Below are 18,106 nucleotides of genomic sequence, written 5' to 3'. Positions count from 1 at the left end.
GGATTTCGGAACTTTGACAACTTTAAGAAACGAATTTTCATCGCTCTGAATATAAAAATGAAGAGGACATCAATTGTCCTCTCCAGATGTTAGTTTTTATTCAACCCACTACAGTTGACAATGAGCCAATTTAGTATACTATCAATAAATAATATTATAGAAGCAATAATAACTATAATTTTACCTATTTGGATAAGCTTATTTTGAGATTTAAATATATTTTCTAATAAAAATATTTGGATCACACACATTATAGGAATTAAATTTTTTGAAATTGAGAAGTACCCAAACAAATAGACTATAAATAATAAAAATAAAACTATATTGTATTTCTTATTCAAAACAGTTATCACCAATTGCCTTAATTCCTAAAATAGTAGACCCCATGTCAACTACAGTATTTCCAAATTTTGTAGCTGAAGCCACCTCATTAGCATGAACAACTGAAACACCTTCTGTAAGTGCTATATTCAATATTACTGTACTAAGTAATGCAACACTTACCATTTTTATTTTTTTATTCATAATCAAAAATCCTCCTCTCTATATTTTTTTGATTACCAATCTTAATAATTTACAGTTATATTATAATAAAAATCAAAGCGTTATCAATGCATACATCTTGTTTTTTTGAACAAAAATAGAAAAACTGTCAAACACTGTCGTTGAATTAAGAAACTCAAATACGATTCTGTATTTGAGTTTCTTTTATTTAAAAAAACAGTAAAAAGCGCAAAAAATCAAACCAGTCTGAGTTTTTCTTATGATCTTAAGTTTTTCAAAAGAGTTTGGGCTTTTTCTAAATTAAAAGTTTTTTCAGCAATCAAGCTTTCTACTAGCTTAGGTACTTCTTTCTCTGTAGCTCCTGCTAAAAGTGCTAGAGATTTTGCTTGAAGTTTCATGTGTCCATGCTGGATCCCTGTGCTGACCAAAGCTTTAAGTGCTGCAAAGTTTTGAGCGAGACCAATCGAAACGATAATTTGAGCCAATTCTTTGGCAGATGGATGACCAAGCAACTCATGACTGAGTACGACTCGAGGATTAAGACCAATTGATCCACCCTTGGTAGCAACCGGCATCGGCATGGTCATCTCTCCAATTAGCTCTTCTGTTTCCAAATCCATAGTCCAACGACTAAGACCTTGATAGACACCATCGTGGCTCGCATAGGCATGCGCTCCCGCTTCAATAGCACGCCAATCATTTCCAGTAGCAATCAAGAGAGCATCAATTCCGTTAAAGATTCCCTTGTTGTGAGTCGCTGCACGATAAGGATCGGCTTGGGCAAACTGGCTGGCTAAAACCATTTTTTCTGCCAACTCACGCGCCTCATCCTTCTGTCGGCTCAAATAACGAAAAGCAATCCGACAAGTTGCTGTTACTAACGAATCAGTTGCGTAGTTGGATAGGATCCCCATTAAACTTTGCCCTTGACTGAGAGCCTCTAGACTTGGTTTTAAAGCTTCAAGCATGGTATTGAGCATATTAGCTCCCATGGCTTCCTGAGTATCGACATGGAGATAAACCACTAAAAAGTCAGCCTCACCAGAAATTTTTTCAACTGTTAGCTCTCTAGCTCCACCACCACGTTTGACAATAGAAGGATAGGCTTGGTTTGCTTGTTCCAGCAATTCCGCCTTTTGACTCAAAATAGCCTGGCAAGCTCGCTCTCTATCCGGAACCTGATAAAGAGCAACCTGACCTATCATTTGTCGCTGATGAACTTGAGCTGTAAAACCTCCAGCACGTTTGATAATCTTACTGGCAAAACTAGCTGCAGCAACTACAGATGGTTCTTCGGTCACATAGGGAACTGTGTATTCTTGACCATTTACCAGAACTTCTGGAACGATTGAGTATGGAAGTGAGAAGGTTCCTACTACATTTTCACTCAATTGGTCCGCTACTGCTAGACTGAGATTTTCATTCTGCTCAAGACTTTCTTGGGCTTCCATAGAAGTAAGCGCCTGAGACTTAACTAGCTCTAGGCGCTCTTGAATTGATTTTTTAGCAAATCCATTCCAATTTTTTTTCATTATTTTTCAACCTTGCTGTAGCGACGTTGGTGGTCTACAATCTCAACAAGGGCATAGTCTTGCCCTTCATAACCTGACATCGTTGCTGATCCAGACTCATCTAATTGGGCTTCCTCAAAGAAGATTCGTTCATAATCAGCTACGCTCAATGCTTGACGTTGGTCTAGCAACTCTAAGCGATTTTTCCGCAATTGCTTTTCAAAACCTTCAACCAATACTACACTAAAGAACTCAGATACAGCACCACTACCATAGCTGTAGAGAGCAATCTTATCCCCAGCTTTGAGACTATCAGAATTTTCAAGAAGAGACAAGAGACCTAAGAAGAGTGAACCTGTATAAATGTTCCCAACTTTTTGGCTATAAATAATAGATTCATCAAAGTGCTTTTGAAGCAAGTCCTTCTTCTCTTGAGGCAAGGATTTGTCGAGAATTTTCTTCAAACCCTTGAGAGCTAGCTTTGGATATGGCAAGTGGAAACATACAGCTTCAAAATCGTCCAAGTTACAGTCATAACGCTTTTGGTACTCTTCCCAAGTCGTTTTCAAACTATCAAGATACTGCTGTGTTGAGTAGACTCCATTTACAAATGGTGTCGTTGAATAATTTGGACGCCAAAAGTCCATGATATCACGAGTCTGCGCAACGTTATCGTTGTTGAAGACCATAACACGTGGATTTTGGCTAATCAACATGGCAACACAACCTGCTCCTTGAGTTGGTTCCCCAGGAGTTTCAACACCATACCTTGCAATATCACTGGCTAGTACCAAAACTTTTGATTTTGGAGAATTTTCTACGTGTAACTTAGCATAGTGAAGTGCCGCAGTCGCACCATAGCAGGCTTCCTTGATTTCAAAACTGCGTGCAAAAGGTTGAATCCCAAGCAAACCGTGTACAAAGACTGCAGCCGCCTTACTCTGGTCGATTCCAGACTCTGTCGATACGATGACCATATCAATCTCTTGTTTCTCTTCTTCTGTTAAGATGGAATTCCCTGCACTGGCAGCCAAGGTCACAATATCCTCTGTTAAAGGAGCAATACTCAATTCTTTTAAAAGGAGTCCTTTACTCAATTTTTCAGGATCAGTCCCTCGAGCTTCTGCTAAATCTTGTAATTTCAAAACGTATTGACTGGTCGCAAAACCAATCTTATCAATACCGATTGTCATATTTACCTCTGTTTTAATCATTCATTGTAAAAAATCGTTCACCTCTATTTTATCACAATTGAAGTCAAAAGCGCTAAAAAAGACTTGATTCACCAAATCAAGTTCATTGTCAAAACCTTATCTCATTTTTAGGCTAGTCCAACAAACAGAACTTTAGGGCTACAAAAAATCGAGTCTTAGCTAGCTCGATTCTTTTTGAGATAATGATACAATTTCAACAAAACTGTTCCACTGGCCATTCCAATGGAGATAACGAGAGCCAACATCATGACTAACATGGCACTAGAAATGGCATGACTGTAGTCACCTGTAACGAAGAAGGAAGTGGTTCGATAGGACAGATAACCTGGTACTAGTGGTGCCAATATTGCCAGAGCAAAAACAACTGCTGGTGTCTTATAGAGGATACTCATAATTTGGCTGACACAAGAACCAATCACAGCAGCAATAAAGGTTGCCAAAATAACATTGGTTGGTTCCTTGAGTATCAGATAGAGTAGCCAGATAGACATCCCTAAAACTCCACCGGGGATGAGCATGGAACGCTGGACATTTAAAACGATTAAAAAGGTGATAATGGCAAGCAGACTAGCTAGAGCTTGCAATAAAAATGTTGTTAGTGTCATATTAGTTCATGAGTATGAGGGCGACTGATGTTCCAGCCCCTAAGGCAAGGGTAATCAGCAAGGATTCAAACATCTTGCTCATACCAGAGTTAATGTGATTGGTCATAATATCTCGAACAGCATTGGTCAGAGCAATTCCAGGTACAAAAGGCATAACCGCACCCGCAATCACCAGATCAGCTGTTGACGGTAAACCAGAATAGCGCGCCCAAAATTGTGCAATCAAACCAAAGACAAGAGCACCTGCAAAAGCTGTCATAAAAGGAATACGAATAAACTTCTCTACATAGAGAGAGCAAGTAAAGGCAAATAAGGTCGCCACTCCCGCTCCGATTGCATCGTAGACATTCCCACCAAACATGATTGAAAAGAAAGGAGCACTGAGAGTCGCTGCAGCAGTTAGTTGAACATTGGTATAGGGAGACGGTTTGGCATTTAATTCCTTTAGTTGGATAAAAGCTGTATCCAGATCAAGCTGACCAGCCACGATCTGCCTTGAAATTTGGTTAACATCACAAACCTTCTCAATATTATAAGAGGAGGATGTCACTCGCTTCATACGAGATATATTTGTATTTTCAATGGAGAAAAAAATGGCGGCAGGCATAGCTAAAACATTACAATCCATAATGCCCTGTGAATGAGCAATCCGAATCATGGTATCTTCAACACGATAAATCTCAGAACCATTGCGAAGCAGAATCGTTCCTGCTAGCATGATGACATCAATGACTGCATTCAGTTTTTTTGATTCGTCCATGTTTCCCTCCTTTTTCAAACTCCATTTTATTTTATCATAATTTCGAAGGAAAAAAAATCTTTGCCACAAAAACTGTGACAAAGATTATTTAGTTATCAGTGTTATGTTCGTCCGCATGAGTTTGCGTAGACGAAGATGGAGTAGATGAACTTTGAGATGGCACCGTATTATCTGCCCTGTTAGAGTTACGCTGGCTCGAAGATGGAACAGAAGAAGATGATGGTGGAGTTTTTGGTTTATAAATAGAGATCTTTATACGTGTCGTACTTAGATCAACTTTCGCACCTAGTTTTGGACTTTGATCGACAACAGTTCCTTCAGCAGTGCCCTCAGGTGCTGTCGAAACCTCTACTACTTCGATATTAGCTTCCTTGACACCAACAATCTGAATTAAGTTATTCTTTGTAAATTCAAGACTTGAGCCAATATAACTTGGCATGGTCACGGTTGTCACCTTTTTAGCAACAGTCAAAACGATAGAAGTTGCCTTGGTAAGATCATAAGTCGTACCTTCTGCTAAGCTCTGTTTTAAAACCACACCTGGTTCTGATTCACTGGACTCTTCTTCTTCAATCTTAATCAGATTTTCAGGAACTTTTTTCCCTTTCAATTCTGCAATAACATCAGTAGATTTGCGTCCAATATAGTTTCCAATCTTAAATGATTGTTTACCTGAAGATATGATTAGATTAACTTTAGACCCTTCTTTGCGAGCTGAGCCAGCATCTGGATCTGTTCGGATAACCCGACCTTCCTCTACGGTATCACTAGCTTCCGTTTTTTCCTCACCAATTTCAAAATTCGCTTTTTTCAGATTTTCTTTTGCTTCAGCGACAGTTTGACCTGCAACTTTTGGAATCTCAACAGTAGCTGGTGTTCTGGATAAAATCCACACCAAAGAAGCGACAACCAGTACGAAACTTGCTAGTAGAACCAGATAACGTGCTTTAAAATGACGTTTTTTCACTGGTTTTTCCACAGATTTTTTAGCACTTGCTTCTGGGCTATCTTTAGTTGCCTGATGGCTATCTGTCTGTGGTTGCACCTTAGGAATGGAGGTCAAGGTTGTTTGAGGAACCTTTGGCAATGTCTTTGTGTCCGCCTTAGTAGCATCATCAAAAACAAGTTTTGGTTCATTTCTGCGGTTATAAGATAGACTGCTAGACAAATCAACATACATCTCTGAAACCGACTGGTATCGATCAGTCAATTTCTTAGCTGTTGCCTTGATAACCACATTCTCCAAAGCTTGGGGAACAGATGGGTTTTCAGCGATAACTGACGGCAGTGGTTTCTGGAAATGCTGGAGGGCGATGGTTACTGCACTATCGCCATCATATGGGATATGTCCTGTCAGCATTTCATAGAAGATAATCCCCATGGCATAGATGTCACTTTGGACCGTTGCTTTAGAACCACGAGCCTGCTCAGGTGACAAGTAATGCACAGAACCCAACATAGAGTTGGTCTGAGTCAGACTGGTCTCTGCAAAGGCTACGGCAATCCCAAAGTCCGTTACCTTGGCCGTCCCATCCGGAGTTAAAAGAATGTTTTGAGGTTTTAAGTCACGATGGACAATACCTTTAGTGTGCGCTAAGCGCATAGCTAAGAGAATCTGACCCATAATACGGACAGCTTCTTCATTTGATAGGGGATAGTGTTCTTTGATATAGCGCTTGAGATCAAGACCGGCTACATATTCCATAGCCAGGTACTGTTGACCGTCCTCTTCGCCGATATCCGTTATCCGAACGATATGGGGATGATCTAAGTCAGCCATTGCACGCGCTTCACGCTGAAAACGAGCAACAGCAATCGGGTCAGTCTGGTAGTTAGTCCTTAGGACCTTTACAGCTACCTCTTCCCCGTCTAAAATCAAATCCTTGGCCAGGTAGACATCCGCCATACCTCCACGGCCAATTTGTTTGACAATCCGATACCGCCCGGCAAAAATCTTGCCGATCTGGATCATTGTGCCGCCTCCTCCTCAATCGAAACAAGGGCAACTGTAATATTATCAAGGCCACCAGCATTGTTAGCAAAACGAATCAAGGTCGCCGCTTTATCATCAAGTGAGATATCACTTGTGACAATATCACAGATTTCACTAGCTGAAATCATATTGGTTAGACCGTCACTATTCATGACCAGATAGTCACCTGCTTCCAAGCTGACAATTCCAAAATCAGGTTGAATTTCGTCTTTTTGTCCGATAGATTGGGTGATGATATTCTTTTGTGGATGTGCTTCAGCTTCTTCAGGTGTCAATTGACCCGCCTTAAGCAATTCATTGACCAAAGAATGATCACTTGTCAGTTGACGGTACTCTTCCCCTCGAATGAGACCGATTCTAGAATCTCCGATATGGGCATAAATTGCCTGATTTCCGATAACTGCAAGAGCTTCGAGGGTTGTCCCCATTCCCTTGTAGGCTTCATCTCGTCCTAGTTGATAAATCTTTTGATTTTCAACTTCTAGATGGTGGGCAAACCATTCGCGAACTTCATTAACGGTGTCGATCTGCGTATCAACCCAGGCAACACCTAAGTCCGTAACTGCCATCTCACTGGCAATATTTCCTGCGCGATGACCTCCCATCCCGTCAGCCAAGAGAATCATTGTACAACCTGCTCGGTTGACAAAAAGATTGACATAGTCTTGATTATTTGTACGCTTCTGACCCACATCTGTTAATAATGAAATCTCCATTGTGTCAGTTCCTTCCTAATTGGACATCTTACGAAATTGGCTGATGAAGAATCCATCACTTCCGTATAATTCCGGAGTAATAAGGATACAGCCATCTTTTAGAATATCCTTGCATTCGTGTTCTAGTTTAACCTGCTCGAACTCGGGATGACTTTCTAAAAATGCTTGAACCACTTTAAAGTTCTCTTCCGAGACAATAGTGCAGGTACTATAGGTTATTATACCACCTTTTCGTAGTGTTTGACAAACACTACCTAATATTTCCAGCTGAATTTCCTGTAATGACGCGAAATCAGCAGTGTCTTTGTTGTATTTGATATCTGGTTTGCGACGCAATAGACCAATCCCTGAACAAGGAGCGTCAACTAAAATCTTATCAAATTGATCCTTGCCAAAAAACTCATGCACCTTTCTGGCATCCAATTTTTGCGTTTGGACACGGTCTGCTACGCCTAAACGCTGAGCATTTTCTTGAATCAAATTGAGTTTATGATCATAGAAATCTAGAGCCGTTACCTGACCTATCGTCAAATAAGATGCCATATGGGCGGTCTTTCCACCAGGAGCTGCACAAGCATCTAAAACCTGCTCGTCACCTTGTAGCTCTAGTGTCGGTGCAACCAGTTGACTTGACTCATCTTGGATAGTAATAAGTCCTTCTGAAAACAAGTCATGACTAGCAAAATGTCCCTGTTCCTTAACCAGACCAGCAGGAGATAAAAGAGAATCACTTGCACCAAGCAGAGCTTTGATTTCCTCTTTTCGGCTCAAATCTGTTACGCGAATACTGGCTTTATTACGCTTCAATAGACTTTCAAAAATAGCTTGAGCTCGCTCTTCTCCATACTCTTCCTTGAGCTTCGAAATCAACCAAACTGGTAAAGAATAGGCAATGGAATCACGCTTATTTTTACGCTTGATACTGGAAATATCTGGCAAGCCCTCACGCAAGATACGGCGCAGAACAGCATTGACTAGTTTTTCACTACCCTTCTTACGAGCTTTTGCAATTTCTACCGCTTCATTGACCACTGCATGATCAGGAAGCTTATCCAAGTATTCGAGTTGATAGACGCTCATGAGAAGCAGAACATAGAGCCAGCTATCTAGCTTATCTCTATCCTCAATAAAGTGAGACAAATACCATTCTAAAGTTAGTTTACGAGCTACGGTTCCATAAACAAGTTCTGTCACTAAGCCCTTGTCTGCTGCTGACAGTTGACTTCCCTTAAGGTGTTTATTTAAGGCAATATTGGAGTAGGCTTGATTGACAAAGACATCCTCCAATACCTCTAGGGCTAAACTTCTAGCCGTTTCAACTTTAATCACCAAATCGTTCTCCTACTGCCAAAGTTCGTCCCACACCGTTGAGGAAGGAAGCAATATCCATCTTAGGTTTCCCTGCTGGTTGAACCTGTTTGAGAGATAGAGCACCCTCTGCTGTTGCGACAATCAATTCTTTCTTACCGATGGAGAGTATCTCCCCCGGATTCCCCTTCCCTTCTACAGGCAGAGCTTCATAGATTTTGAAGCGTTCTCCCTTGAGGAAGGTATGAGCAACTGGCCATGGATTCATCCCACGGATTTGGTTGAAAAGTTGACGGTTGGTCTTGTTCCAATCCAGTTTTTCCTCCTCAGGTTTGATATTTGGTGAGAAAGTTACTTGACTTGGGTCTTGTGGTTCTGGTTGAATCTCGCCAGCAATGTATGCAGGCAACGTATCCAAAAGCAGATCACGACCAACAATTGCCAATTTTTCAAACAAGGTTCCAACATTGTCCTCATCTGTGATAGGGATGCTGCGACGGGAAATCATATCTCCTGCATCCATTTCCTTGACCATTTCCATAATGGTCACACCAGCTTCCTCATCCCCTTGAATCAAGGCATAATGGATAGGAGCACCACCACGGTGTTTAGGAAGGAGGGAAGCATGAACGTTGACCGCAAAATTCATGCTATCAAGGAGTTTACTTGGGAGAAATTGTCCAAAAGCTGCAGTCACAATTCCATCAGCACCCAAGTTCATGATAGCTTCCATTTCTGGACTACCCGATAATTTTTCTGGTTGGTAGATAGGAAGCCCTGCTTCTTTAGCTGCTTGTTTTACTGGGGTTTCTTGTATGACTTTTTTACGCCCAACTGCGCGATCTGGTTGTGTTACAACAGCTACAATCTCGTAGCGGTCATCTGACAAAAGTCCCTTCAAAACGGTCGCTGAAAATTCAGGCGTTCCCATAAAGATTAGTTTCGTCATATCTTCTCCTTCTTATAAAAATTGTTGCGGTTCGTGGTCAATACTGAGACGAAGGTCGCTATTTTCCCGTTCTTGTGTCAAGGCCAAGACCTGGTTAAGGGTTGGACCAAGCTCATCTTCTAAACGGTATTTAATCAAAATTTGATAATGATAGAGGTTATGAGTACGAGCGATAGGTTTTGGCGTTGGACCAAGGATGATACTAGCATCCGACAAACCTGACCGTAAAATTTCCATGACCTCATAAGCTCTTCTAAGAACCTCTTCTTCTTTCTTATGAGACAAGGTAATCCCAATAGTGAAATAATAAGGTGGATAGCCAAGTTGACGTCTGATACCCATTTCATAGACATAGAAGCCTTCATAGTCCTGATCCTTGGCGAAGCGAATGGCATAATGCTGAGGATTGTAAGACTGGATCAAGACCTGCCCAGCTTTTTCAGCCCTTCCTGCTCGTCCTGCCACCTGGGTCAAGAGTTGAAAGGTTCTCTCAGAAGAACGGAAATCAGGCAGATTCAAGGCTGTATCCGCATTGAGAACACCAACCAAGGTCACATTTGGAAAATCCAAGCCCTTGGCAATCATCTGGGTTCCCAGAAGAATATCCGCTTCACCCTTGCCAAACTGCTCAAGAAGTGCTTGGTGACTACCTTTTTTGCGAGTTGTATCCACATCCATGCGCAGAATACGTGCCTCTGGAAAGAGTTCAGCTAGTTCATCATAGGCCTTCTGAGTTCCTGTTCCATAGTAACGAATACTGCGACTCTGACAGTTGGGACAGACATGAGGAATTTCTTTGGAAAAACCACAATAATGACAGTTCATAGTCTTGGTATCCATGTGCAGCGTCAGAGAAATATCACAGTTCGGACAGGTATCCACGGTCCCACATTCTCGACACATGACAAAACTAGAATAGCCACGGCGGTTGAGCATGAGAACAACCTGCTCTTTTTTAGCCAATCGATCTTGTATTGCCTCAATCAGTGGTGGTGTAAAGTTGGACGTTTCATTCTGCCCGATATAATCACGGAAGTCAATCAGTTGAACCTCAGGAATACTTGCTAAAGGATTGGCCCGTTGCGTCAGGCGTAGATGTTGATAAACACCCTTACCAGCACGCGCACGACTTTCTAAACTCGGCGTTGCAGAACCAAGGACTAATGCTGCTTGATTGTACTGTGCTCGTAAACCAGCCACATCTCTAGCATGATAACGCGGATTGCTGTCTTGCTTGTAGCTAGCCTCGTGCTCTTCATCGATAATGATAACACCTAGATTTTTCAAAGGTGCAAAAATAGCAGACCTGGCCCCAACCACTACCTGGGCTTCTCCACGCTCCACCTTGCGCCATTCATCGTACTTTTCACCATTTGACAAGCCAGAGTGGAGAATGGCGACTTTATCTCCAAATCGAGCAATAAAGCGCTCGGTCATTTGAGGTGTCAGAGAGATTTCCGGAACTAGAACAATCGCTGTTTTTCCCATATCCAAGGCCCCTTGGATAATCTGCAAGTAAACCTCTGTTTTCCCACTACCTGTGATTCCTTGAAGAAGAAAAGGAGGATGTTTCTTTCCAATCGCTCCAACAACCGCCTCACAGGCTTCTTTTTGTTCTGGATTTAACTCTAAGGATTGGCTAGCCTCAATGCCTTCAAAATAAGCCGCTGAACGTTGGACTTCCTTTTGCACGATGCTGATAGCACCATGTTCCACAAAGAAATTAACTTGTTCACGTGAGTAATGTTCTAACAAATCAGCCAAAGGAACTGTTTCAGGATGTACTAATAAGTATTCTCGCAGTTCCAATTTCTTCTTGGCACGATTTGAAATTTCTAGCTTTTCTAACTGTTCAAGATGAACTTCAACCCAAGACTGCATCTTAACCTTCTTCTGATCCACAGCCTGGTACTCTAGTTTTAAAAGCCCTTTTCGAGTCAATCGCATCATCTCAGCCTGCTTTTCTAAGTCTAGAGATGAAAATGCTAGAGACTCCTGTGAACCGAATAAGCGTTCTCTATCTTCTTGACTTAAGCCTTCCAGAGGATAGAGGATCTTATCATAGCTAGAGTTCAAAAATCCAGGGAGCATAGCTTTTAGAATGGAAATTTTGTAGGAGAAGACTGATTTACGTAACTCCTCTGCTAGCCAGAGTTGTTCCTCTGTTAAAACTGGAGAAAAGTCAAGTACCTCGGCAATCTCTTTCAAATCTTCGTCTGCCACATCTGCATCAGATTGAGACTCCATTCCAAGAACAATACCCTGAATCAAGCGATTGGCCTTCCCAAAAGGTACATGAACTCGCATGCCAACTTCCAGCATCCCCTCAAATTCCTCAGGAATTTTGTAGCTATAGGGCTGGTCTGTCTGCATCAAGGGAACATCCACAATGATTTTTGCAATAGCCATATCCTCACCTCCTTCTCTTCTTAAATCCTTTTAATTAATTGAGTATTCTTGCAATAGAAAAAATAAGATTGAGTCCCCCCAACCTTAAATTTTTTCACCTTCTTCTTTTTCTTTCGCGATTTGCTCTTTGATTTTCTTTTCTTCTTCTTCTTTCAATCGTCTTTCTTCTTCGATACGACGACGAACAGCTTCGCGTTTTCCTTCTGGATCTGGATGGATGGTTACATTCCCTGATTCAATTTCTTCCAAGGCACGAAGAGTAGATTTCTCAGATTTAAATTCTTGAGTTGGAGGTGCTCCAGCTTCTAATTCGTGAGCACGTTTTGCTTCCAAGATTACGAGTGAATATTTTGATGGTACCTTGTCAAGTAAGGTATCGATAGAGGGTTTAAGCATCATTTGTTTGTACCTGTTTTCTATAGTTTATCGAATAGTCGGAGACTTTGGTAGCATATCCTGATAATGACCAATCACACGGTCTACACGGAAATGTTCTGCTTCAATCACACGTTTCACACGCTCGGCCGCTAGAGGAACATGGTCATTTACAATAGCGTAGTCATACTCACGCATCAAAGCAATTTCTTCCTTGGCTTTTTCGATACGCTGAGCAATCACTTCTGCACTATCTGTACCACGGCCTACGAGACGGTCTTGCAATTCTTCCAAATCTGGCGGTGTTAAAAAGATAAAGACCGCATCTGGAACTTTTTTCTTGACCTGAAGAGCTCCCTGCACTTCAATTTCAAGAAAGACATCGATTCCCTTATCAAGCGTTTCATTAACATAAGTCAGAGGAGTTCCATAATAGTTACCCACATACTCTGCATACTCTAACATTTGCCCTTGACGGATCAACTCTTCAAATTCCTCCCGTGTACGGAAGAAATAATCAACACCATCTACTTCACCTGGACGTTGTGCCCGCGTTGTCATAGATACAGAATATTGAAATTGATTTTCAGAACTCTCAAAAATTTCTCGTCTAACCGTTCCTTTTCCAACTCCAGAAGGACCTGAAAAAACGATTAGTAAGCCTCGGTCTGCCATTATGTCTCCTTTAGATAGTTTGTGAAATGACTTGAAAATTTCTGTAAGATTATATGTCTAAAGCCATTTCTGCACACTACAATCTTTCTATCTAGTGTAACAAAAAAGCAGTAATTTTTCAACTGCTCTTTCTTATTTATTTTGCATAATCAACTGCACGAAGTTCACGAATCACGGTTACCTTAATATTTCCTGGATAATCGAGATTGTTTTCGATTTTCTCACGAACTTTATGAGCCAAGATTGTGACCTTGTCGTCCTTGATTTGACCTGGGTTTACCATGATACGGATTTCACGACCTGCTTGAAGGGCAAAGCTATTTTGAACTCCTTCAAAGCTATTAGCAATTTCTTCAAGATCATGGAGACGTTTGATGTAGCTTTCGAGTGACTCACTACGAGCTCCTGGACGGGCAGCACTCAATGCATCCGCCGCAGCAACGATAACTGCGATTACACTTTCAGGTTCTACATCTCCGTGGTGACTAGCAATAGTATTGATCACAACTGGATGCTCCTTGTACTTGCGAGCCAATTCTGTACCAATCTCAACGTGGCTGCCTTCTACCTCACGGTCAATGGCTTTACCAATATCGTGGAGGAATCCCGCACGACGGGCAAGGGTAGCATTTTCACCAAGTTCGCTAGCCATGATACCAGCCAACTTAGCCACTTCAATCGAATGACGCAAGACATTTTGTCCGTATGAAGTACGGAACTGCAAGCGCCCCATGATCTTCATCAAGTCTGGGTGAAGGTTCGGTGCACCAATCTCATAGGCTGCGGCTTCACCATATTCACGAATCTTGTTATCAATCTCTTGACGATTTTTCTCAACCAAATCTTCGATACGAGCTGGGTGGATACGTCCATCCTTAAGCAAGGTTTCCATAGTCATACGGGCAATCTCGCGACGGATAGGATCAAAACCTGACAAGGTTACCACTTCTGGCGTATCATCAATGATGACATCAACCCCTGTCAAACTTTCAAAAGTACGGATGTTACGCCCTTCACGACCAATGATGCGACCTTTCATGGTATCATCAGGCAGATGAACTGTAGAGTTAGTAGACTCAGCCACATACTCACCAGCAATTCTCTGCATGGCTTGAGCCAAGATATCCTTAGCCAGCTTATCTGAACGTTCCTTAACCTCTTGCTCAGCCTCACGAATACGACCAGCAATTTCCTTAGTCAAGTTTTCCTCTGTCTGAGCCAAGATAATGTCTTTTGCTTCCGACTGAGTCAGAGTTCCGATACGCTCTAGTTCAGCTTGCTTTTGTTTCTCAATTTCTTCTAGTTGTTCTTCACGTACATCAAGGTTTTTTGCTCTATCAGAAATACTTTGTTCTTTTTGTTCAAGTGTTTTTTCTTTGTTCGTTAAATTATCATCTTTACGATCAAGGCTCGTAGCTCTCTCCGTCAAACGACTTTCGATTTGCTTGAGTTCTTGACGTTCTGACTTAAATTCAGCGTCCACTTCTTCACGGTATTTTCTGGCTTCCTCTTTAGCCTCCAATAGTGCTTCTTTTTTAAGAGACTTGCTTTCGCTCTTAGCTTCATTGAGTAATAAATCCGCCTCGCGCTCTGCTTGTCCTCGTAAATTAGTTGCTTCTTGTTCAGCATTTAAAAGCATCAACTCCGCAGCCTCTTGTGATGATTTCATCTTGACTGAGATGCTGACATATCCAATGACTAAACCAATGATGACGGCAAAAACAACAATCGCAATTGTCATGATTTCCATGTTTTTACCTCATTAAATTTGTTAATCCGAATGAATTACATTCTTATACATTTTACCATAAAAATTGATTTTTAACAAACCTTAATTTGAAGTTGTCTTGGTCATTTCAAGTCTAAAAAACCTTATTTTCCCTAATAAAACAGGCTATTCTCCCTAAGTAAATTTTTAAAGATTTTTTTAGAAAAAAATAAGTTAAAAAGCCTACCTTTCAGTAGACTTAATAATGATCTTTAAAGGATAAGAAAGCTATGCTATCACCATCCATCATATATATCAAGCGATTTTCTGCGTCAATACGACGCGACCAAGCTCCTTGGTACTCATACTTGAGCGGTTCTGGTTTACCAATTCCTGTAAAAGGGTCGCGTTGAATATCCTTGATTAGTTTATTGATTCTTTTCAATGTTTTCTTATCTTGGTTTTGCCAGTAGCAATAATCCGCCCAGGCATCTTCTGTAAACTTGAGTAGCATCCATCACTCCTCAATCACATGCACCTGAGTATGTCCTGCACGAACTTGGGACATTCCTCGCAAGACCTTGTCAGAAAGTTCCTTATTCTGAGCAATTCTCAAGGTTTCCTGAATACTATCCCACTCACTCTTTGAAAGAACGACAATGTCTTCGTCAGGATTTTTGTTGACCACAGTCAAAGGTTCAAACTCATCGTTTACCTTCTTCATATAGTCCTTCAAATGATTTCGGAATGTTGAGTAAAGAACTGCTTCCATAATCATACCTCGTTTTACCTCTTTTCCATTATTATACACGAAAAGAATAAAATTGTCAGGAACTTGTACAAGATTTCTCCTTTTCTATCTATTTATTCGAAAAAAACTAAAAAAGCCTACCTCACAGTAGACTCAGTTTGTTTCTATTCTAATGGGGACTCTGCCGAAATTCTGCTCTTCTATACTTGGGTGTCCTAGTTGGTAAATCTGGTCTGCCTTTTGAGTCATGGCATCCCAGGGCTCTTTGCCGATTCGGCTAACTAGATGGACCTGCTCTTTCAGAGACTTGAGATGTTGCCTGCCTTTTTCGGTAAATCCAAGGATATGAATGGCTTCTGGCAAGTCACATTCTCTGGCATGCACCAGAATATAGGTCAAGAGGCGACGTACACGCGCTTTGGTGTAACGTTTGGTGGCAACCGTCTCGACCAATTCTTCCACAGACTGGGCTGTCTTGATGGCCTCCTTGATACGCACTGCCATTTCCTGATTGACCTGATAAATGCTAGTTAGGTCAGGATTTGACCAGATTTGATAGCGAAGCAAAGGATAATAATCTTCCCAGTTTACCTTACTAGCATTTTCAAAGGGCTCAACCGAAGGCATAAAGCGTTCTAAGAATTTTTGTTCATTTTGATGCTGACGAAGAGCTGTTGCTGAGGCAAAGTCAACATCCTTATCCACCGAATGGTAACCAGCACCCTGACGTTGAATTGGATGAAGTTTGATGTTTCGCCCTGCTACCGCCTTAGCATAGGCGAGAGCTAGGACATGATTGGGCGTATCACCAGAAAAATCAAGACCTGCAAATTCCTTCCACATAGCTTGGGTTTTCTGGGGATAAGAGAGGGAGTCAGGCAGATTTTCCACAAATTTCTCCATCTCTGGACCACGTTCTGAGTATAGGTCAGCAATTTTCTGATAATCCAGAACTTCCTCTGTCCCAAAGGCTAAGGTATCAATTCCCAAACGAGCCAAGATAGCCACTGCACCTTGGCCGAAAAAATCCGCCGCTTGGACACTGACTAAAAAGGGCAATTCTACGACCAAATCCGCGCCATGTTCCAGCGCCATCTGCGCCCGTGTCCACTTGTCAACAATAGCCGGCTCGCCACGCTGCATGAAATTCCCAGACATGGCCACAATTTTCAATCCCTCCGCCTGTTCCAACAGGTATTTATGGCCATTATGAAAGGGATTGAACTCTGCGATAATACCTGTAATGGTCATGCTAATCTCCTACTTCTGCGCCACAAAAAACCAACGGGTACTGTTTTTTGTTGGCTCCTTGTCTTCAAAGTCTGCAAAGAGTTTAAAGGATTTAAAGCCAGCCTGTTCCAGCAGAATATCATAGGTTAAGACTTCATAAGTACGCTCTTCATGGACTTCATCATGACGACTAAAGGAACCGTCTGCTTCCTTGATAAAGAAGGTCAGTTCATGCACGATTGAGTGAGGAGCTTCGTCCTCATAGGTATCCCAAAGCATAGCGAAGTCTTCCGCATTTTCATGATAAGAATAACCTGGGAAGACCTCATCTGTCTGGTAAGTCGAATGCACATCAAAGATAAAGACGCCATCTTCATTGAGGGCATTGTAGACTTCTTTAAAGACGTCTCCAACCTCCACTTCATCCTGCATGTAGCAGATAGAGTCCGAATAGCAAGTCACAAAATCGTATTTACCAGCCTTGGATAAATTCAGCATATTGCCTTCAATAAAATCAATCTTTTGCTTGGCTGAAGCAGCTCTCTTTTCGGCAATCTTCAGCATATCCGCACTCAAATCAAGCCCAGTCACATCAAAGCCAGCTTGAGAAAAGCGCACAGACTGAATCCCTGTCCCACAAGCCAATTCCAAAAGCTTCTTTCTGTCCTTAGTTTTAGGCAAATGGCGTAGCGAAAAGTCCGTCCATTTGTCGTATAAACTATCATCCATAACTGCATCATAAACAGCCGCAAAAGTTTCATAAGTCGCCATAATCATGATACCAAGAGCGTCCATGGCAAACATCACTCGCCCTTTACCTTTCAATCAATTTTTCTAAAATAAGCAAATAAAACCCAGTTGACTGCAACTGAGTTCAATTGTAATGCTATAGTCTTTTCGTTTACTTTTAGTACTAGGAAACGAATTGCAGGCATAACTAGAGTTTGCTCAATCAGTCTGGGAGACTGATTGAGGTTATAAATCAGACAAGCTTAGCTTGTTTCTCGTTTCGAGTTAACGCAGTAATAAAAGATAAAGGAAAAGACTATAAAGTTTCTGAGAGGTCTACAGAAGCAGCCTCATGCCAAAGCTTTTCTAGGTTATAGTGGGCACGCATTTCTTCTGAAAAGATATGCACAACGACACTGCCGAGGTCTAGCAAGACCCAACCTCCAGCTGCATCACCTTCGACATGGCTGCCTTTAAAACCTGCTTCAGCAACTTTTTCACGGATATTGTCAGCGATAGCATCCAACTGACGGCTATTCATTGAGCTAGTGATAACAAAGTAGTCCGTCACACTGGTCAAATCTTGTACGTCAAGCGCGAGGATATCCTCCGCACGTTTCTCATCAGCCGCTTTCACGACTAGTTCTAATAATTCTTTTTCGTTCATTT

At 41.6% G+C, this 18,106-nt stretch carries 18 protein-coding genes; all 18 read right to left on the bottom strand.

What is annotated here, in order from left to right; genetic code table 11:
• Positions 1 to 333: 333 nt before the first annotated feature.
• The 18 genes from QM928_RS06690 to rsfS all read right to left on the bottom strand — a co-directional run bounded on the left by QM928_RS06690 (position 334) and on the right by rsfS (position 18,104).
• A complete protein-coding gene (locus QM928_RS06690; protein WP_414275772.1) occupies positions 334 to 525 on the bottom strand; it encodes a hypothetical protein in 192 nt (63 codons plus the stop codon).
• 236 nt (positions 526 to 761) lie between these two features.
• Positions 762 to 2,036, bottom strand: a complete 1,275-nt coding sequence (locus QM928_RS06685) for a hydroxymethylglutaryl-CoA reductase, degradative (RefSeq protein WP_414274068.1) — start codon at positions 2,034 to 2,036, stop codon at positions 762 to 764.
• The gene (locus QM928_RS06680; RefSeq protein ID WP_414294801.1) at positions 2,036 to 3,208 is read right to left on the bottom strand and encodes a hydroxymethylglutaryl-CoA synthase; all 1,173 of its coding nucleotides are present in this window, start codon (positions 3,206 to 3,208) and stop codon (positions 2,036 to 2,038) included. Before QM928_RS06680 ends, QM928_RS06685 begins: the two co-directional genes overlap by 1 nt.
• Before the next feature lie 176 nt (positions 3,209 to 3,384).
• A complete protein-coding gene (locus QM928_RS06675; protein WP_045763178.1) occupies positions 3,385 to 3,834 on the bottom strand; it encodes a threonine/serine exporter family protein in 450 nt (149 codons plus the stop codon).
• A 1-nt stretch (position 3,835) separates the two neighbouring features.
• Entirely contained in the window at positions 3,836 to 4,594 is a 759-nt protein-coding gene (locus tag QM928_RS06670) for a threonine/serine exporter family protein (protein ID WP_153225033.1), read from the bottom strand.
• A gap of 88 nt (positions 4,595 to 4,682) precedes the next feature.
• The gene (gene pknB / locus QM928_RS06665) at positions 4,683 to 6,566 is read right to left on the bottom strand and encodes a Stk1 family PASTA domain-containing Ser/Thr kinase (RefSeq protein ID WP_153225034.1); all 1,884 of its coding nucleotides are present in this window, start codon (positions 6,564 to 6,566) and stop codon (positions 4,683 to 4,685) included.
• A complete protein-coding gene (locus QM928_RS06660) occupies positions 6,563 to 7,303 on the bottom strand; it encodes a Stp1/IreP family PP2C-type Ser/Thr phosphatase (protein ID WP_414294802.1) in 741 nt (246 codons plus the stop codon). The genes pknB and QM928_RS06660 overlap by 4 nt, the downstream gene beginning before the upstream one ends.
• A 15-nt stretch (positions 7,304 to 7,318) precedes the next feature.
• A complete protein-coding gene (rsmB, locus tag QM928_RS06655) occupies positions 7,319 to 8,632 on the bottom strand; it encodes a 16S rRNA (cytosine(967)-C(5))-methyltransferase RsmB (RefSeq protein ID WP_414294803.1) in 1,314 nt (437 codons plus the stop codon).
• Complete coding sequence (fmt, locus tag QM928_RS06650) at positions 8,625 to 9,560, bottom strand: methionyl-tRNA formyltransferase (protein ID WP_414294804.1); 936 nt, start codon at positions 9,558 to 9,560, stop codon at positions 8,625 to 8,627. The genes rsmB and fmt overlap by 8 nt, the downstream gene beginning before the upstream one ends.
• Before the next feature lie 12 nt (positions 9,561 to 9,572).
• Positions 9,573 to 11,969: a primosomal protein N' gene (locus QM928_RS06645; protein WP_414294805.1), complete on the bottom strand. Its 2,397-nt coding sequence runs from the start codon at positions 11,967 to 11,969 to the stop codon at positions 9,573 to 9,575.
• Positions 11,970 to 12,053: 84 nt separating this feature from the next.
• A complete protein-coding gene (rpoZ, locus tag QM928_RS06640) occupies positions 12,054 to 12,368 on the bottom strand; it encodes a DNA-directed RNA polymerase subunit omega (protein WP_045763172.1) in 315 nt (104 codons plus the stop codon).
• 24 nt (positions 12,369 to 12,392) lie between these two features.
• A complete protein-coding gene (gene gmk, locus QM928_RS06635) occupies positions 12,393 to 13,019 on the bottom strand; it encodes a guanylate kinase (RefSeq protein WP_000775049.1) in 627 nt (208 codons plus the stop codon).
• Positions 13,020 to 13,155: 136 nt separating this feature from the next.
• A complete protein-coding gene (locus tag QM928_RS06630; RefSeq protein ID WP_414294806.1) occupies positions 13,156 to 14,769 on the bottom strand; it encodes a ribonuclease Y in 1,614 nt (537 codons plus the stop codon).
• Between the two features lie 217 nt (positions 14,770 to 14,986).
• Entirely contained in the window at positions 14,987 to 15,241 is a 255-nt protein-coding gene (locus QM928_RS06625) for a Txe/YoeB family addiction module toxin (RefSeq protein ID WP_414294807.1), read from the bottom strand.
• A 3-nt stretch (positions 15,242 to 15,244) separates the two neighbouring features.
• Positions 15,245 to 15,499, bottom strand: a complete 255-nt coding sequence (locus QM928_RS06620; protein ID WP_186822552.1) for a type II toxin-antitoxin system Phd/YefM family antitoxin — start codon at positions 15,497 to 15,499, stop codon at positions 15,245 to 15,247.
• A 132-nt stretch (positions 15,500 to 15,631) separates the two neighbouring features.
• The gene (locus QM928_RS06615) at positions 15,632 to 16,729 is read right to left on the bottom strand and encodes a nucleotidyltransferase (RefSeq protein WP_414294808.1); all 1,098 of its coding nucleotides are present in this window, start codon (positions 16,727 to 16,729) and stop codon (positions 15,632 to 15,634) included.
• A 9-nt stretch (positions 16,730 to 16,738) separates the two neighbouring features.
• Positions 16,739 to 17,479, bottom strand: a complete 741-nt coding sequence (locus QM928_RS06610) for a class I SAM-dependent DNA methyltransferase (RefSeq protein ID WP_414294839.1) — start codon at positions 17,477 to 17,479, stop codon at positions 16,739 to 16,741.
• A gap of 274 nt (positions 17,480 to 17,753) precedes the next feature.
• Positions 17,754 to 18,104 (bottom strand): ribosome silencing factor, encoded by a 351-nt coding sequence (gene rsfS / locus QM928_RS06605; RefSeq protein WP_414294809.1) that lies wholly within the window; start codon positions 18,102 to 18,104, stop codon positions 17,754 to 17,756.
• Positions 18,105 to 18,106 lie beyond the last annotated feature (2 nt).

Source organism: Streptococcus infantis (genome assembly GCF_047460405.1).
Lineage (GTDB): Bacteria > Bacillota > Bacilli > Lactobacillales > Streptococcaceae > Streptococcus > Streptococcus infantis_Q.
The sequence above is the reverse complement of the archived record's forward strand: the minus strand, read 5'-3'. Positions and strand labels throughout refer to the sequence as shown.

What these genes read in the sequence shown, in the direction of transcription:
- QM928_RS06645 (WP_414294805.1), bottom strand. Translation starts at nt 11,969, where the DNA reads ATGGCTATTGCAAAAATCATTGTGGATGTTCCCTTGATGCAGACAGAC.
- QM928_RS06690 (WP_414275772.1), bottom strand. Translation starts at nt 525, where the DNA reads ATGAATAAAAAAATAAAAATGGTAAGTGTTGCATTACTTAGTACAGTA.
- rpoZ (WP_045763172.1), bottom strand. Translation starts at nt 12,368, where the DNA reads ATGATGCTTAAACCCTCTATCGATACCTTACTTGACAAGGTACCATCA.
- pknB (WP_153225034.1), bottom strand. Translation starts at nt 6,566, where the DNA reads ATGATCCAGATCGGCAAGATTTTTGCCGGGCGGTATCGGATTGTCAAA.
- QM928_RS06615 (WP_414294808.1), bottom strand. Translation starts at nt 16,729, where the DNA reads ATGACCATTACAGGTATTATCGCAGAGTTCAATCCCTTTCATAATGGC.
- QM928_RS06680 (WP_414294801.1), bottom strand. Translation starts at nt 3,208, where the DNA reads ATGACAATCGGTATTGATAAGATTGGTTTTGCGACCAGTCAATACGTT.
- rsfS (WP_414294809.1), bottom strand. Translation starts at nt 18,104, where the DNA reads ATGAACGAAAAAGAATTATTAGAACTAGTCGTGAAAGCGGCTGATGAG.
- QM928_RS06630 (WP_414294806.1), bottom strand. Translation starts at nt 14,769, where the DNA reads ATGGAAATCATGACAATTGCGATTGTTGTTTTTGCCGTCATCATTGGT.
- gmk (WP_000775049.1), bottom strand. Translation starts at nt 13,019, where the DNA reads ATGGCAGACCGAGGCTTACTAATCGTTTTTTCAGGTCCTTCTGGAGTT.
- QM928_RS06660 (WP_414294802.1), bottom strand. Translation starts at nt 7,303, where the DNA reads ATGGAGATTTCATTATTAACAGATGTGGGTCAGAAGCGTACAAATAAT.
- QM928_RS06685 (WP_414274068.1), bottom strand. Translation starts at nt 2,036, where the DNA reads ATGAAAAAAAATTGGAATGGATTTGCTAAAAAATCAATTCAAGAGCGC.
- QM928_RS06610 (WP_414294839.1), bottom strand. Translation starts at nt 17,479, where the DNA reads ATGGCGACTTATGAAACTTTTGCGGCTGTTTATGATGCAGTTATGGAT.
- fmt (WP_414294804.1), bottom strand. Translation starts at nt 9,560, where the DNA reads ATGACGAAACTAATCTTTATGGGAACGCCTGAATTTTCAGCGACCGTT.
- QM928_RS06675 (WP_045763178.1), bottom strand. Translation starts at nt 3,834, where the DNA reads ATGACACTAACAACATTTTTATTGCAAGCTCTAGCTAGTCTGCTTGCC.
- QM928_RS06620 (WP_186822552.1), bottom strand. Translation starts at nt 15,499, where the DNA reads ATGGAAGCAGTTCTTTACTCAACATTCCGAAATCATTTGAAGGACTAT.
- QM928_RS06625 (WP_414294807.1), bottom strand. Translation starts at nt 15,241, where the DNA reads ATGCTACTCAAGTTTACAGAAGATGCCTGGGCGGATTATTGCTACTGG.
- QM928_RS06670 (WP_153225033.1), bottom strand. Translation starts at nt 4,594, where the DNA reads ATGGACGAATCAAAAAAACTGAATGCAGTCATTGATGTCATCATGCTA.